12 protein-coding genes and 1 tRNA gene are annotated in these 15,092 nt (G+C 62.5%); 8 read left to right on the forward strand and 5 right to left on the reverse strand.

Annotation, left to right across the window (positions count from 1 at the left end; translation table 11 throughout):
• Positions 1-323: 323 nt before the first annotated feature.
• Positions 324-399: transfer RNA gene (locus PQQ51_RS22455), tRNA-Lys, on the reverse strand.
• A 213-nt stretch (positions 400-612) separates the two neighbouring features.
• On the opposite strand from PQQ51_RS22455, the gene PQQ51_RS22460 reads away from it, so the two are divergent.
• Both PQQ51_RS22460 and PQQ51_RS22465 read left to right on the forward strand, forming a co-directional pair.
• Positions 613-1,017 (forward strand): PaaI family thioesterase, encoded by a 405-nt coding sequence (locus PQQ51_RS22460; RefSeq protein WP_408499026.1) that lies wholly within the window; start codon positions 613-615, stop codon positions 1,015-1,017.
• A gap of 49 nt (positions 1,018-1,066) precedes the next feature.
• Entirely contained in the window at positions 1,067-1,942 is an 876-nt protein-coding gene (locus PQQ51_RS22465; RefSeq protein ID WP_408499027.1) for a patatin-like phospholipase family protein, read from the forward strand.
• Positions 1,943-1,963: 21 nt separating this feature from the next.
• Here the strand turns inward: PQQ51_RS22465 and PQQ51_RS22470 are convergent, their stop codons facing one another.
• Positions 1,964-2,977: a D-2-hydroxyacid dehydrogenase family protein gene (locus PQQ51_RS22470; RefSeq protein ID WP_408499028.1), complete on the reverse strand. Its 1,014-nt coding sequence runs from the start codon at positions 2,975-2,977 to the stop codon at positions 1,964-1,966.
• A 376-nt stretch (positions 2,978-3,353) separates the two neighbouring features.
• Between PQQ51_RS22470 and PQQ51_RS22475 the strand changes: the two genes are divergently transcribed.
• Positions 3,354-5,222: a phosphoenolpyruvate carboxykinase (GTP) gene (locus tag PQQ51_RS22475; protein WP_408499029.1), complete on the forward strand. Its 1,869-nt coding sequence runs from the start codon at positions 3,354-3,356 to the stop codon at positions 5,220-5,222.
• Between the two features lie 341 nt (positions 5,223-5,563).
• Positions 5,564-6,664 carry a LysR family transcriptional regulator gene (locus tag PQQ51_RS22480; protein ID WP_408499030.1) on the forward strand — a complete coding sequence of 367 codons (1,101 nt, stop codon included), beginning with the start codon at positions 5,564-5,566 and terminating at the stop codon, positions 6,662-6,664.
• Between the two features lie 179 nt (positions 6,665-6,843).
• Here PQQ51_RS22480 and PQQ51_RS22485 read toward each other — a convergent pair whose 3' ends face one another.
• The 3 genes from PQQ51_RS22485 to dprA form a co-directional block, all read right to left on the reverse strand.
• A complete protein-coding gene (locus PQQ51_RS22485; protein WP_408499031.1) occupies positions 6,844-9,525 on the reverse strand; it encodes a DNA topoisomerase III in 2,682 nt (893 codons plus the stop codon).
• Between the two features lie 248 nt (positions 9,526-9,773).
• On the reverse strand, positions 9,774-10,154 hold the full coding sequence (locus PQQ51_RS22490; protein WP_408499032.1) for a thioredoxin family protein: 381 nt from the start codon (positions 10,152-10,154) through the stop codon (positions 9,774-9,776).
• An 87-nt stretch (positions 10,155-10,241) separates the two neighbouring features.
• Positions 10,242-11,444, reverse strand: a complete 1,203-nt coding sequence (gene dprA / locus PQQ51_RS22495; protein WP_408499033.1) for a DNA-processing protein DprA — start codon at positions 11,442-11,444, stop codon at positions 10,242-10,244.
• Between the two features lie 241 nt (positions 11,445-11,685).
• On the opposite strand from dprA, the gene def reads away from it, so the two are divergent.
• From def to htpX, 4 genes are all read left to right on the forward strand, one after another.
• Entirely contained in the window at positions 11,686-12,189 is a 504-nt protein-coding gene (def, locus tag PQQ51_RS22500; RefSeq protein WP_408499034.1) for a peptide deformylase, read from the forward strand.
• 31 nt (positions 12,190-12,220) lie between these two features.
• Entirely contained in the window at positions 12,221-13,207 is a 987-nt protein-coding gene (gene fmt, locus PQQ51_RS22505; protein WP_408499035.1) for a methionyl-tRNA formyltransferase, read from the forward strand.
• A 111-nt stretch (positions 13,208-13,318) separates the two neighbouring features.
• Positions 13,319-13,960: a LysE family translocator gene (locus tag PQQ51_RS22510; RefSeq protein ID WP_408499036.1), complete on the forward strand. Its 642-nt coding sequence runs from the start codon at positions 13,319-13,321 to the stop codon at positions 13,958-13,960.
• Between the two features lie 110 nt (positions 13,961-14,070).
• A complete protein-coding gene (gene htpX / locus PQQ51_RS22515) occupies positions 14,071-14,928 on the forward strand; it encodes a zinc metalloprotease HtpX (RefSeq protein WP_093634626.1) in 858 nt (285 codons plus the stop codon).
• Positions 14,929-15,092: the final 164 nt, after the last annotated feature.

Raw genomic sequence — 15,092 nt, forward strand, 5'->3', positions numbered from 1 at the left:
GCAGGATCTCATCGTTGTTGATCGCGTCTGCAAGATGTCGTGAACGACAATGTGAAAAGCTTACCCCTTGGGGAGCGGTGACGCGACATCACACACACTGCGCGCGATGATGAGATGGCACGGTGCTTTCAGCCGACCATCGGTCACTTGAAAGCCATCGAGTGGAGAACTCGATTGAGGTGAATTTAGGGGCTCGATACGCCGGAGCCGTCAGTCAGATCGACATGGATTTGTTTTGATCCAATCTGGTTACATAGCGGTTACACGAAACCCGGAAAGCAAAAAGCCCAGTCACGAGGACTGGGCTAAGTGCTTGATTTCTTTGGTGGGGCGTGAGTGACTCGAACACTCGACCTACGGATTAAGAGTCCGCTGCTCTACCAACTGAGCTAACGCCCCCAACAGAAGCGAAATTATGCAATAACTTTCCAGGCTTGCCAAGTCCCTTTAGCAGATTTCTTAAAAAAATCCGCGACAACCGGGTCGAGTACGTCCTCGGTCGCCGCGCTGCCGCCGGCAAGCCGTTGCGAGCGGCGTCCCGGTATCATGTCGCGGACACCCCAGCCGCAGAAAGCGCACAAAGCGCCGCGCGACATCCGACCGAGGGCAACCATGGATGAAAAAGAGATTATCGAGTTGCTCGACCGCATCCTCGCGCCGTGGGTGCGCGCGCTGACGCTCACACCGGTCAAGGTCGACGAAGAAAGCGCGACGCTGCGGCTGCCGTTCTCCGGAGGCCTGCGTCATTCGGGCGGCGTGATCTGCGGCCAGGTCTTCATGGCGGCGGCCGATACGGCGATGATCGTCGCCATTTCCGCGGCCCTCGGCGGTTTCAAACCGATGAGCACGGTCTCGCTCAACATCAGCTTCATGCGCGCGGTCCGCAAGGGCGACGTGACGATCACCGCGCGCGTGCTGCGTATGGGCCGCAATCTGGTATTCGGCGAAGTTGAATTATTCGACGAGTCCGGCAACATGGCCGTCCACGCCACCACGACGTACGCGCTGCTCGACTAAGCCGGCCTGAACGGCCCGCCAACCAGACAAAGGAAAGGAAAACCCCGCGATGTTCGATCAGGTCGTATTCGCCGGCGGCGGCAATCGCTGCTGGTGGCAAGCGGGGTTCTGGGACGTGGTGCAACCGGAGTTGCATATTCGTCCGCGGGTCATCACCGGCATTTCGGCCGGCGCCGCCACTGCGTGCATGCTCTACACGCGCGATTCCGACTGGGTAATGCGCTATTACGAAGACGCGCTTCGCCACAACACCCGCAACGCCTATTGGGGCAACCTGCTGCGCGGCGAGTCGGTCTTCCCGCACTACCGGATTTACCGTCAGGCGTTGCTCGACATCTACGGCGATAAATTCTCGACGCTTGCCGGCGCACCGGAAATCCGCATCGGCGTCTCGCACCTGCCGCGCTGGCTCGGCGCGCGCAGTGCGGTCGCGGCAGGGCTGATCGCGTACAACATCGAAAAATACGTGCGCAAGACGCTGCATCCCACGCTGGGTCAGACGCTCGGCTTTCATCCGGAATTCGTGCGCGCGCAGGATTGCGCGACGGTCGAGGATCTCGCCGATCTGATCCTGCAATCGTCGAGTACGCCGCCGTTCACGCCGGTTCTGCGGCGCAACGGCCGGCCGGTGCTGGACGGCGGGATGGTGGACAACGTGCCGGTCGGCGCGCTCGACGCCGATGTGCCCGGCAACGTGCTGATAATGGTCACGCGTATTTACCCGCGACCGCAGATGTTCGTCGTGCCGCACGGCGTGCAGCAACGGCTTTACGTGCAGCCGTCGCGCAAGGTGCCGATTTCGAGCTGGGATTACACGAGTCCGTCGCAGATGGTGCACGCGTACAACCTCGGCCGCGCCGACGGCGAGACGTTCCTCGAACGGATCCCGGATCTGCTGGAAGCGGGCGCGCGCGAGGCGCGCTAACAGGCAGGGAGGCCGCGCAGCCTACCGCCGGCGCCCACCCTGCAACGCTTCCGGATTCGCCACGCTCGCGGTATCGCCGGCGTCGAAAGCCAGAATATTGTTGAATGCCGCGGTGAAGTACTGCTCGTAACTCTCGCGTTCCACATAGCCGATATGCGGCGTGCAGATCACGTTCTCCATGCGCAACAGGCTGTAGCCCTGCAGAATCGGCTCGCTTTCGTACACGTCGATCGCAACCATCCCCGGACGGTTGTGCGACAGCGCGTTCACCAGCGCGTTTTCTTCGAGCAGCTCGGCCCGGCTCGTATTCACGAGCAGCGCGGTCGGCTTCATCCGCATCAGATCTTCCTGCGTGACGATGCCGCGCGTGTCGTCGTGCAAACGCAGGTGCAGCGACAGCACGTCGCTCTGCTCGAATAGCGCTTCGCGGCTTTCGGCGACGCCATAGCCGTCGGCGCGTGCTGCTTCGCGCGAATGCTCGCGGCCCCAGATCAGCACGTTCATGCCGAACGCCTTGCCGTAACCGGCCAGAAGCCGGCCGATCTTGCCGTAACCCCAGATCCCCAGCGTCTGTCCGCGCAAAACCTGCCCTAAACCGAAGTTCGGCGGCAGCGCCGACGTCTTCAGCCCCGACTGCTGCCAGGCTCCTTGCTTAAGGTTTGCTACGTATTGCGGAATCCGCCGTTGAGCGGCCATGATGAGTGCCCACGTCAGCTCGGCCGGCGCGTACGGCGAGCCGGTGCCCTCCAGCACGGCGATGCCGCGCTCGGTACAGGCGCCCAGATCGATGTGGCTGGAGACCTTGCCCGTCTGACTGATCATGCGCAAACGCGGCAATTTGTCGAGGAGTTGGGAGTTGATGCGGGTACGTTCGCGGATCAGCACGAGCGCGTCGACTTCGGCGAGACGGCTCGCCAGCTGGCCGAGACCGCGCACGGTGTTGTTGAAAACCTTGACCTCATGGTCGGCGAGCAATTGAAAGCAGTCGAGCTTGCGAACGGCGTCCTGGTAATCGTCGAGGATGGCAATCTTCATGGTATGTGTCTTGCAGCGCACCATCGCGGTGCGGAACCGAGTGTTAAGCTGACTGTCCCACCATGTGACCTGGGCCACATGCCGGTCGTAGTGAATGCCTTACCGTAGAAGCTCCCGCGTAGAACGAGGACGCCACGGCAAGGCCGATTGACATCGTTTTTAACAGTTTGTTGCGTGTTGAGGCAAGCCGCTTTACAGACGGTTGCAGAAGCCGCCGGCGGCCGCAACCCCGTAACGGGCTGTGTGTAGCCCATCAAGACCTGCAGGATCGCGCGCCGCAAGCAGGCATATCGGCGTGATGAATGAGCGCCTCTCGCGCGCAGCGTCTATTGGGCTTGTACCGTTTTTCTATTTCTATCAAAACGGAGACAGGTCGATGAATCATCCCTCATTCGAAGGACAGCCCGCTATCGAGGCGTCCACAGGGGCGCCAGCGTGGGTCAAAAATCGCAAACTGATCGAGTGGGTTCAGCGCGTGGCCGCGTTGACCCAGCCCGATCGGATCGTCTGGTGCGATGGGTCGCAGGAAGAGTACGACCGCCTGTGCGCGCAGATGGTCGAAGCCGGCACCCTCAAAAAACTCAATCCCGCCAAACGTCCGAATTCCTATCTCGCGTGGTCCGATCCGTCGGACGTGGCACGCGTCGAAGACCGCACTTTCATCTGCTCGCAGCGTCGCGAAGACGCGGGCCCGACCAACAACTGGATCGCCCCCGCCGAGATGCGCTCGACGCTCGACGGCCTGTTCGAGGGCGCGATGCGCGGCCGCCCGATGTACGTCGTGCCGTTCTCGATGGGTCCGCTCGGCTCGCCGATCGCGCACATCGGCGTTGAACTGAGCGACAGCCCGTATGTGGTCACGAACATGCGCATCATGACGCGCATGGGCCGCAAGGTGTACGACGTGCTGGGCGAAGACGGCGACTTCGTGCCGTGCGTCCACTCGGTAGGCGCGCCGCTTGCCGCCGGCGCGAAAGACGTGCCGTGGCCGTGCAATTCGACCAAATACATCGTCCATTTCCCCGAATCGCGCGAAATCTGGAGCTACGGCTCGGGCTACGGCGGCAATGCGCTGCTCGGCAAGAAATGCTTTGCGCTGCGTATTGCATCGACGATGGGCCGCGACGAAGGCTGGCTCGCCGAGCACATGCTGATTCTCGGCGTGACGTCGCCGCAAGGGCGCAAGCATCATGTCGCGGCGGCGTTTCCGTCGGCGTGCGGGAAAACCAATTTTGCGATGCTGATCCCGCCGCAGGGGCTGAACGGCTGGACAATCTCCACGATCGGCGACGACATCGCGTGGATCAAACCGGGCAAGGACGGCCGCCTCTACGCGATCAACCCGGAAGCCGGCTACTTCGGCGTCGCGCCGGGCACGAGCGAAAAGACCAACTTCAACGCGATGGCGACGCTGAAGGAAAACGTGATCTTCACGAACGTCGCGCTCACCGACGACGGCGACGTCTGGTGGGAAGGCATGACCGAGGAACCGCCCGCGCATCTGATCGACTGGCAGGGCAAGGACTGGACGCCCGCCAGCGCGAAGGAAAGCGGCCGCAAGGCGGCGCACCCGAACGCGCGCTTCACGGCGCCGGCTGCGCAGTGTCCGTCGATCGATGCCGACTGGGAGAATCCGGCGGGCGTCGCGCTCGACGCGTTCATCTTCGGCGGGCGCCGCTCGACCACCGTGCCGCTTGTCACCGAGGCGCGCAACTGGGTCGAGGGCGTGTACATGGCCGCGACCATGGGCTCGGAAACCACCGCGGCGGCGGCGGGCCAGCAAGGCGTGGTGCGGCGCGACCCGTTCGCGATGCTGCCGTTCTGCGGCTACAACATGAGCGATTACTTCGGCCATTGGCTGAAAACCGGCGAGCGGCTCGAACAGCTCAACGCGAAGCTGCCGAAGATCTTCTGCGTGAACTGGTTCCGAAAGGGCGCGGACGGCAAGTTCGTGTGGCCGGGCTTCGGCGAAAACATGCGCGTGCTGAACTGGATGGTGGGGCGCATCGAGGGCTCGGCGCAAGGCGAGGAGCATGCATTCGGCGTGTCGCCGCATTACGAAGACATCGACTGGAACGGGCTGGACTTCAGCCGTGAGCAATTCGAGCAGGTCATTTCGGTCGACGATGCCGCCTGGCGCGACGAGCTCGCGCTGCATGCCGAGTTGTTTGACACGCTGCAACAAGGCCTGCCGCCGGCGCTTGCAGAGGCTAAACGCACACTCGAAGGGAAACTCACCGCCTGATCATGTGAGTGTTCACTATCAAAAGAAACCGCCTTCGGGCGGTTTTTTCATTATCCGGGCGATACGCGCTCACTATTTTTCACTCCGACGACCATCGCCGCACCGTTGCGTCTGTTCGAACAAAAAAGACAGTGCAAGCTGCGTTGCAGCAGATTGTTGCGTTTGTTGGGATAATGAGCCAGCGAGGGCGGTACTGGAAAATAAAACCGGACAAATTTCGACAAAATTTCCGCTTTGGCGGGCAACTTCTGCACGATTTCGCGAGTCGTAGGAGAATTCCAAGTTCGCTTCGCTGGTTTTCCCCGATTGTCAGGAAGCTGTAACACGGCAGGAGTTGTCTTATGGATCATTTGCAGTCGATGCGAGTTTTCGTCAGAGTGGCGGATCTCGGCAGTTTTGCCCGCGCTGCTAGCGCGATGGATATTTCCAACGCAGTTGCCACCCGTCACGTTGCCGACCTCGAAGGCCGTCTTGGTACGCGACTGCTCAACCGCACCACCCGCAGCTTGTCGCTGACCGAATCGGGTCAGGTCTATCTCGAGCGCGCGCGCCAGATTCTGGACGAACTGGAAGACGTCGAGCAGATGGTGGTCGCACGCAATCACGAACCGGTCGGCACGTTACGCATAGTGGCGCCGGTCGTGTTCGGTCTGCACAACCTCGCACCGGTGCTCCAGACGTACGCGGAGCGCTACCCGAAAGTCATTCCCGATGTCACGCTGGTCGACCGTCAGGTGGATCTGGTCGAAGAAGGCTTCGACGTGGGCGTGGTGGTGACCCGGCAGATGCGCAGCGCGAGCATCGTCACGCGGCGTCTGACCACCGGTTGCATGACCGTGTGCGCGACGCCCGCCTACCTCGAAAAGCATGGCATGCCGACGCGTCCCGAGCATCTGCTCGAGCATCCGTGCCTGAGCCTGCCGTCCGAGTACTGGGGCGACGAGCGCGTGTTCACCGGTTCTGAGGGCGAAGTGCGCGTGCGTCCGTCCAACGTGATCGTGGCGAACAACACGGAAATGCTGCGGCAGTTCGCGCTGCTCGGCATGGGCATCGCGATTCTGCCGAGTTATCTGATCGGCCGCGATATGACGCGTGGCCGCCTTGTGCGTTTGCTCGGCGAGTTTCGTTTGCCGCAGGTCGAGATCAACATTGCGTATCCGAGCCGCCGTCATTTGCCGGCCAAGGTGCGCACGTTCATCGATCATCTGGTCGAGCATTTCAGCCAGACGCCGAACAGCCTGCTGGGCGAACAGTGGATCAAGGACGGTCTGGTGCACCCCGCGCCGGCCTCGGCGCTCGATTCCGCGGAGACGATGCCGCCGGAAGCGTTCGACGGCGCTGAGCCGCTGTCACGCCTTCTGGACAGCGAATTGTCGCCGGTGCCGACGACCTTGGCCAAGCCGACGAATCGTCCACGGCCGACAGCTTTGTCGCCGCTGTGAAGTGAGGGGCGGCGCGCGCCGCTTTAAGCGCGTGCAGTGCGGTGGGCAAATAAAAAGGCGCAGTCACGTGAAGTGACTGCGCCTTTTTTGTGAACTGCTATTTCGAGTGTCGATTGCGGGACGGGTGGAAGCTGGTTGCCTTCCAGACCCTGACCCGCCCGGCTAACCGCGTTCTGCGTCTACGAACCTGTTTTCCGAGCGACGGTCTTCCTGGCCGGCGCTTTCCTGGCTGCGGCGGTCTTCGTTGCTGCGCTTTTGGCTGCGGGCGCTTTTTTCGCCGCGGCCTTTTTCGCCGCAGGCACCGCTTTCACGGCGACCGTTGTGTCGTCGTCATCCGATTCCGGCGCTGCGGCCTTGGCTGCCGACTTCGCCGCGGCCGTCTTGGCGGCGGTTTTCGCGGACGGTTCCTTCTTCTCGAATTCGAAGCCGATCTTGCCGTCGCTCTGCTTGACGAGGAACGCCTTGAAGTTGCGGCCGGTACGCGACGACTTGAAGTTCGTCAGCAGATCGGTGCGTCCTTCTTCGAGCAGCTTCGCCATCTGTTCGCGGGCGATTTCCTGCTGCAGGATCACCTTGCCGGAGCGGAAGTCGCAGGTCTTCGGATTCGCGACCGAGTTCTCGCAGACGTAGCTCATACCGTGCTCGAACACGCGGCCCTTGCACTTCGGACATGCACCGACCGATTGCTGATCGGAGAAGTCAGGCGGTTCACCGTCTTCGCCGCCTGAATCCTGACCGAAGTCGAATTCGAGCTTGTAGTTCTTGATCTCGTCGTCGAGCGACAGCTTCAGGATCGCGGAGAACGGCCGGCCCATCTTGCTGCGGAAACCCGACAGCGGCCCAATCGTCTTGTTCTGCAACAACTCTTCGACTTCTGGAATTTCGAACTGACGTCCGCCTGGAATCTTCGAGATCGAGAACTCGCACTTGGTGCACGCGAAGCGACGGTAGTTTTCCTTCACCTGAGCGCCGCAGTTCGGACACGGCGTCTGCAACGTCGTGTAGTCGCCGGGGATCGTGTCGGAGTCGTATTCCTTTGCGCGCTTGACGATGGTTTGCGTCATGCGGGCGATTTCCTGCATGAACGCGTCGCGCGGCAAATTGCCACGCTCCATCTGCGAGAGCTTGTACTCCCACTCGCCGGTCAATTCCGGCGCGGTCAATTCCTTCACGCCGAGGCCGCGCAACAGCGTCATCAACTGGAAAGCCTTGGCGGTCGGAATCAGATCGCGGCCTTCGCGGATCAGGTATTTCTCGCCGAGCAACCCTTCGATGATCGCGGCGCGCGTGGCCGGCGTGCCGAGTCCTTTGGCCGCCATCGCTTCGCGCAACTCGTCGTCTTCCACGAGTTTGCCCGCGCCTTCCATCGCCGACAGCAACGTCGCTTCGTTGTAGCGCGCCGGCGGCTTGGTCACCAGTTGCTGCGCGGCAATCTTGTCGGTCTTGACCTTCTCGTCCTTCTGCACCGGCACGAGGTTCGCGTCTTCACCGCTGATTTCGCGGCCATACACCTGCAACCAGCCCGGCTCGACCAGCACCTTGCCTTCGGTCTTGAAGTGATGACCGACCACTTCCGTGATCCGCGTGGTGACGCGATATTCGGCAGCCGGGAAGAACACCGACAGGAAGCGCTTCACGACGAGGTCGTAAAGCTTCTGTTCCGGCTCGGACAGGTTCTTCGGCGCTTGCAGCGTCGGGATGATTGCGAAGTGATCGCTGATCTTCGAGTTGTCGAAGATGCGCTTGTTCGGCTTCACCCAGCCCTTGTCCAGCACCTGCTTCGCATACGGGAGATAGTTGTTGCTCTCCTTGAGCATGCCCAGCGTCTCTTTGACCGTATCCATATAGTCTTCCGGCAACGCGCGCGCGTCGGTCCGGGGATAGGTCAGCACCTTGTGCTTTTCGTACAGCGCCTGGGCGAGACCGAGCGTGTTCTTGGCCGAGAAGCCGAAGCGGCCGTTGGCCTCACGCTGCAGGCTGGTCAGGTCGAACAGCGCCGGCGACAGTTGCGTGGACGGCTTCGATTCCTCCGTCACCTTGCCGATCTGGCCGCGGCAGGCCGCGACGATCGTCTCGGCGGCGGGCAGCGCCCACAAACGCGAGTCGCGCTTTTCCGGGTCGAACTCGTCGCGCTTGAATTTCGGATCGAACCAGCGGCCTTCGTAGAAACCGGCCGCGCAGACGAACTCCGCCTTCACTTCCCAGTAATCGCGCGGCACGAAGCGGCGAATCTTTTCTTCACGTTCGACGACGATCGACAGCGTCGGCGTCTGCACGCGGCCGACGGTGGTCAGGAAAAAGCCGCCGCCCTTGCTGTTGAACGCGGTCATCGCGCGCGTGCCGTTGATGCCGACCAGCCAGTCCGCTTCCGAACGGCAGCGCGCCGCATCGGCGAGCGGTTGCATTTCTTCGTCGCTGCGCAGACGGGCGAAGCCGTCGCGAATGGAGCCGGCCGTCATGGACTGCAGCCACAGACGCTGCACCGGTTGCTTCGCTTTCGCGTGCTGCGCGATCAGGCGGAAAATCAGCTCGCCCTCGCGCCCCGCGTCACATGCGTTGATCAGCCGGTCGATGTCTTTGCGCTTGAGCAGCTTGGTCAGCACTTTCAGGCGCGACTCGCTTTTTGCGATCGGATTCAGATCGAAATGCGGCGGGATGACGGGCAGATTGGCGAAACTCCACTTGCCGCGTTTGACTTCATAGTCTTCGGGCGCGGCGATTTCCAGCAGGTGGCCGACTGCCGAGGAAAGGACGTAGTCGTCGCTTTCGTAGTATTCGTCATGCTTGGTAAAGCCGCCCAAAGCGCGCGCGATGTCGTTCGCGACGGAAGGCTTTTCGGCGATGATCAGTGCTTTGGACATGACTCGATTGAGGTTGGTAAATCCGGGTTGATGGTCTTGAGCGCGCTTTTTTTCAGCGCCGCCCTCGTTTGCGACCTTGGCGACCCATTAACGACCGCTTTATAGCACACGCCATGAAAGTGACGTGTCAAGTGCATAAAAAGCGCGCCATCATAATTGCGCGTTCGAGCATTGAGCAAGCTATGGCAAACACGCGGTGCACCGCTTGCAACGCCCGTGCCGCAACGCTGCACGGACCGTCCGACGATTCAGTCCGCCGTTGTCAACGCGGGCCGCAGCTTGGGCGCTCCGCTGATGCCGGGCACGGCGGTCAGGTCGGACAACATCCGCTCCACAATCGCCGCCTGCGGTAATACCGTGCCGAAAAAGCGTGTCGTTACCGAGTCTTCGATCAGAATCGTCGGGAAATTCTCGACGTCGAGATCGTCGAATCGATCAGCATGGGTTTCGATGTCGATCCATGCGAAACAGATTTCCGGATGCTTGTCGGCTAATTGATCGAATGCGTCCCGATATTCACGGCACGTGCCGCACCACTCCGCGCACAGGCAGGCAACGAACAGCGTGTCGGATTCGTTGACGCGCTCGGCAATCCGGTCCTGGTCGGTGTCGAGGTTCAGCGCGGGCATGGTGGTTCCTTCGTACTTTTATCAGGTGCTTTGGCGCGAATGTAGCATGGCCGCCCGTAAGCGGTGGTCGACCGCGATCAATCCGGGTTAGCCGGGATTGGCCCGCATGAAGCGTCCGCCGGTCAGCGCGGTGATCTGGCCGGCGAGTTCGAGTTGCAGCAGCGCGGCTTGCAACGCCGCGTCCTCCATCTCGGTGCGAGTGGCAAGAATTTCAAGCGTAGCGGGTGCGTGACCGAGCGCTGCGAGCAGTTTCCGGCCTTCGACGGAGATCTCTGCTGAACGCGTTGCGGCACCCGGGCGCTGCGCCGATGCGTGCTGGACGACGCTGTCGTCCCAAAGGGCGGTCTGCGCGGCGGCGGAGCGCGCGTGGTCCGTCGCCGGTGCCGCCGGCCTTCTGGAAAAGCCTAGCTCTTCCAGCACGTCGTCAGGCGTTTCCACGAGTTTCGCGCCTTGCTTGATCATCCGATGACACCCGCGCGACAACGGCGCGTGAATGGAACCGGGCAGCGCGAAAATATCGCGTCCCATTTCATTGGCAAGCCGGGCGGTGATCAGTGAGCCCGAACGCATGGCGGCCTCGACGATCAGCACGCCGCTCACCAGCCCCGCAATCAGACGGTTGCGCTGCGGAAAATTGGCGGCGCGTGCTGGCGTGCCGAGCGGCCATTCCGAGAGGATCGCGCCTTGCGCCGCGATCTGCCGCGCCAACGCGTGATGTGCCGCCGGGTAGACGAGGTCCGCGCCGGTGCCGATCACCGCTACCGTACCGCCGACGCCCGCGAGGCCGCCCCGATGCGCGGCGCCGTCGATGCCGAGCGCGAGTCCCGACACCACGGTCACGCCGGCTTCCGAAATGTCCCGGGCGAAACGCTCCGCGTCTTCGACTCCTTGCGGCGTGGCGCTGCGGCTGCCGACGAGTGCGATCGCGTTGGTGTGCAACAGCTCCAGGCGGCCCTTTACATATAGCAGCGGCGGCGGATCGGGCATGGTGAGCAGCGCGGACGGATAGGCCGGATCGTCGAGCGTCACGACGTGATTGCCAGGTACCTCGCGCCACTGGAGCACCGCGGCAAGCTGCGCTTCGAAACTTTCGCCAGGCGGGGCGAGTGCCGCGCGAGCGGCAACCTCGCCTGCGACGCCGGCCAGCACGTCGAACGACTGCTCGAAGAGCGCTTGCGGCAATCCGAACGCGACGAGAAGGAGGCGCAGCGCGGCCGGTTTCAGGCCGGGCGCGAGCGAGAGCCGCAGCCACGCGGCCAGTTCAAGCTCAGTTGCAGGCAAGGTGTGCATTGCTATCGATCCTTACAGGGGCCAGCGGGCAGGCAGGCGCCATGCTAAAATTTTCATCATCCGAAATAACTCCAGCGCCGCGCCTACCCGCGCGGGCTCGTCGTTTGGCGCATCTGGCGCGTTGAATCGAACCGGTTCGACACCATCTATCCTGTGCGTAACGCGGCAAGCCCACAACCTGGCCGAATGGCCAACGCGAGTCTTCCACCGGCTGGCGGCGCCTAAAAATCACTTTAAGATCATGGCTTTACTGAATATCCTCAATTACCCGGACAAACGGTTGCACAAGATCGCGAAGCCGGTCGAAGCGGTCAACGACCGTATCCGCCGCCTCGTCGCCGATATGGCCGAGACCATGTACGCCGCGCCGGGCGTCGGCCTTGCCGCAACTCAGGTCGACGTGCATGAGCGCGTGATCGTGATCGACGTGTCGGACGATCACAACGAATTGCTCGCGTTCATCAATCCGGAAATCATCTGGTCGAGCGACGAGAAGAAGCTGTCGGAAGAGGGCTGCCTGTCGGTGCCGGGCATTTACGACAACGTCGAGCGCGCCGAGAAAGTGCGCGTGCGCGCGCTGAACGAAAAGGGCGAAACCTTCGAGCTCGACTGCGAAGGCCTGCTCGCCGTGTGCATCCAGCACGAGATGGATCACCTGATGGGCCGCGTGTTCGTCGAATATCTGTCGTCGCTGAAGCAGACGCGCATCAAGAGCAAGATGAAGAAGCTCGCCCACGCGATGTAATGCGCGTTCACCCCGCCTACTGCCCCCGTACATGAGTCATTCGTTGCGCGTCATTTTTGCCGGTACGCCGGAGTTCGCCGCGGCCGCGCTGGCCGCGATCCACGAGGCCGGTTTTCCGGTGCCGCTCGTGTTGACCCAGCCCGACCGTCCCGCCGGGCGCGGTATGAAATTGCAGGCGAGTCCGGTGAAGCGCTACGCGCAGGAGCATGGGTTGGAGGTCGCGCAACCGCCTTCGCTGCGCCGTGCGGGCAAATATCCCGCTGAAGCCGCAGCCGCCATCGAACAACTGCGCGCCACGCCACACGATGTGATGGTCGTGGCCGCTTACGGGCTGATCCTGCCGCAAGAAGTGCTCGACATCGCGCCGCATGGCTGCATCAACATTCACGCGTCGCTGCTGCCCCGTTGGCGCGGCGCGGCACCGATCCACCGCGCGATTGAAGCGGGCGACGCCGAAACCGGCATCACGCTGATGCAGATGGACGTGGGCCTCGACACGGGCGCAATGATTTCCGAAGCCCGCACGCCCATTTCCACCGACGACACCACCGCCACCCTGCACGACCGGTTGGCGCTCGAAGGCGCGAAGCTGATCGTCGAAGCACTGATCGAACTCGAGCGCAGCGGCAAGCTCGCGGCAACGCCGCAGCCGGAACACGGCACCACATACGCCGAAAAGATCGGCAAGCACGAGGCCGCGCTCGACTGGCGCAAGCCGGCCGGCGTGCTCGCGCGCCAGGTCCGCGCGTTCGACCCATTCCCCGGCGGCGTGAGCACACTGGAAGACGGCACCTCGATCAAACTCTGGGCGGCAGTGCCGGTGAACGCACAACGCAATGAAGCGCCGGGCATGATCGTCGACGTTTCGCCCGAAGGTGTTATCGTGGCCTGCGGCGAAGATGCGCTGCGTGTCACGCAGTTGCAGAAACCCGGCGGCAAGCGCTTGCCGGTGCGCGAATTTCTGGCCGGCGCGACGCTCGTTGCGGGGCAGCGGTTCCAGCTTCCTGAGGAAAAATAACCGCTGCGTTACGCGTTGAACATCGTCCGTTCGGCCGATGTTCTAGAGGCCGCTTTACCTGCTCGTGGCGCGTTAGAATTCCCCATGCAATAGCCCGCCCAGAGGTTTCCCATGTTCGGCATCACCCATTTCGAGTTTTTCGTCGTCGCGGTCTTTTTGTTGAACGTGACGCCCGGTCCCGACACGGCCTATATCGTCGGGCGCAGCGTCGCACAGGGCCGCGGCGCGGGTCTGATGTCGGCGCTCGGCATCTCGGCGGGCTGCTGCGTGCACTCGCTCGCTTGCGCGTTTGGTTTGACGGCGCTGCTGGCCGCGTCGGCCACCGCGTTCACGGTCATCAAGTTCGTCGGCGCGATTTATCTGATCTATCTGGGCGTGCGTCTGGTTTTCGCCAAACCGGAGGCCGATCAGGCAGCCGGCGACGCGCGTGCGGCCGGCGCGCCGAAGTCACTGCGTCAGTTGTTCCTGCAAGGCTTCTGGACCAACGTGCTGAATCCGAAGGTCGTATTGTTCTTCGTCTCCTTCTTTCCGCAGTTCGTCACCGCGGGCAGTGATCGTAAAGCGCTGGCGTTCCTCACGCTCGGCGTTGTGTTCGTCGTGATGAGCATGGTGTGGAACAGCTTTGTCGCGTGGATCGCCGGCAGCGTGACGCGGCGCTTCTCCGGCAAGCCGTCGGTGAAGAAGTGGCTGGATCGAGGCGTGGGGAGCGCTTTTGTCGGCTTGGGCATCAAGCTCGCAACCGCATCGAGATGATTGAATTTTCCTCACGCGCCCATATCTAACAATTAGCTTACAATCAGGCGCCGCGATCGCGCGGCGCAGATAGCAGATATGAACCCGCGTCAGGGCAAGGAGTAGCAGACATGTTCAATTGGGTCAAAACCGCGATGTTGATGGCCGCGATCACGGCCCTTTTCATTGTGATCGGCGGGATGATCGGCGGGTCGCGCGGCATGACGATCGCGCTCGTGATCGCCCTTGGGATGAATTTCTTTTCGTACTGGTTCTCGGACAAGATGGTTCTGCGCATGTACAACGCGCAGGAAGTCGACGAAAACAGCGCGCCGCAGTTCTATCGGATGGTGCGCGAGCTGTCCACGCGTGCCGGCTTGCCGATGCCGCGCGTCTACCTGATCAACGAAGACGCGCCGAACGCGTTCGCCACCGGCCGTAATCCGGAACATGCGGCGGTGGCGGCCACCACCGGCATCCTGCGCGTGTTGTCCGAGCGCGAAATGCGCGGCGTGATGGCGCACGAACTGGCGCACGTCAAGCATCGCGACATTCTGATCTCCACCGTCTCGGCCACGATGGCGGGCGCGATTTCCGCTTTGGCTAACTTTGCGATGTTCTTCGGCAGCCGCGACGAAAACGGTCGTCCGACTAACCCGATTGCGGGCATCGCGGTTGCGTTGCTCGCGCCGATTGCCGGCGCGCTGATCCAGATGGCTATTTCGCGGGCGCGGGAATTCGAAGCGGACCGTGGCGGCGCGCAGATTTCCGGCGACCCGCAGGCGCTCGCTTCGGCGCTCGACAAGATCCATCGCTATGCAAGCGGTATCCCGTTCCCCACGGCCGAGCAGCATCCGGCCACCGCGCAGATGATGATCATGAATCCGCTGGCGGGCGGCGGCATCGCGAATCTGTTCTCCACGCACCCGGCCACGGAGGAGCGCATTGCACGTCTGATGGAAATGGCGCGCACCGGGCGCTTCGAGTAACAACGCGTCGCGCGATGTAGCGGGCACACATGAAAGGCGAGTCGGCGGGCTCGCCTTTTTTCAAGGTAGCGGGAGCCGACGGCCCACGGTCATCTGCCCCCGGCGGCCCTTATGCCGTGCCACGCTACAATGTCTGCTGTTTGCGTTGCGCGCACCGCGCGGCC

The sequence above is a fragment of the Paraburkholderia xenovorans genome (assembly GCF_046030735.1).
In the GTDB taxonomy this organism is placed as follows: domain Bacteria; phylum Pseudomonadota; class Gammaproteobacteria; order Burkholderiales; family Burkholderiaceae; genus Paraburkholderia; species Paraburkholderia xenovorans_A.

Coding starts and splice junctions, on each gene's coding strand:
- PQQ51_RS22460 (WP_408499026.1), top strand. CDS start 613: ATGGATGAAAAAGAGATTATCGAGTTGCTCGACCGCATCCTCGCGCCG.
- PQQ51_RS22465 (WP_408499027.1), top strand. CDS start 1,067: ATGTTCGATCAGGTCGTATTCGCCGGCGGCGGCAATCGCTGCTGGTGG.
- PQQ51_RS22470 (WP_408499028.1), bottom strand. CDS start 2,977: ATGAAGATTGCCATCCTCGACGATTACCAGGACGCCGTTCGCAAGCTC.
- PQQ51_RS22475 (WP_408499029.1), top strand. CDS start 3,354: ATGAATCATCCCTCATTCGAAGGACAGCCCGCTATCGAGGCGTCCACA.
- PQQ51_RS22480 (WP_408499030.1), top strand. CDS start 5,564: ATGGATCATTTGCAGTCGATGCGAGTTTTCGTCAGAGTGGCGGATCTC.
- PQQ51_RS22485 (WP_408499031.1), bottom strand. CDS start 9,525: ATGTCCAAAGCACTGATCATCGCCGAAAAGCCTTCCGTCGCGAACGAC.
- PQQ51_RS22490 (WP_408499032.1), bottom strand. CDS start 10,154: ATGCCCGCGCTGAACCTCGACACCGACCAGGACCGGATTGCCGAGCGC.
- dprA (WP_408499033.1), bottom strand. CDS start 11,444: ATGCACACCTTGCCTGCAACTGAGCTTGAACTGGCCGCGTGGCTGCGG.
- def (WP_408499034.1), top strand. CDS start 11,686: ATGGCTTTACTGAATATCCTCAATTACCCGGACAAACGGTTGCACAAG.
- fmt (WP_408499035.1), top strand. CDS start 12,221: ATGAGTCATTCGTTGCGCGTCATTTTTGCCGGTACGCCGGAGTTCGCC.
- PQQ51_RS22510 (WP_408499036.1), top strand. CDS start 13,319: ATGTTCGGCATCACCCATTTCGAGTTTTTCGTCGTCGCGGTCTTTTTG.
- htpX (WP_093634626.1), top strand. CDS start 14,071: ATGTTCAATTGGGTCAAAACCGCGATGTTGATGGCCGCGATCACGGCC.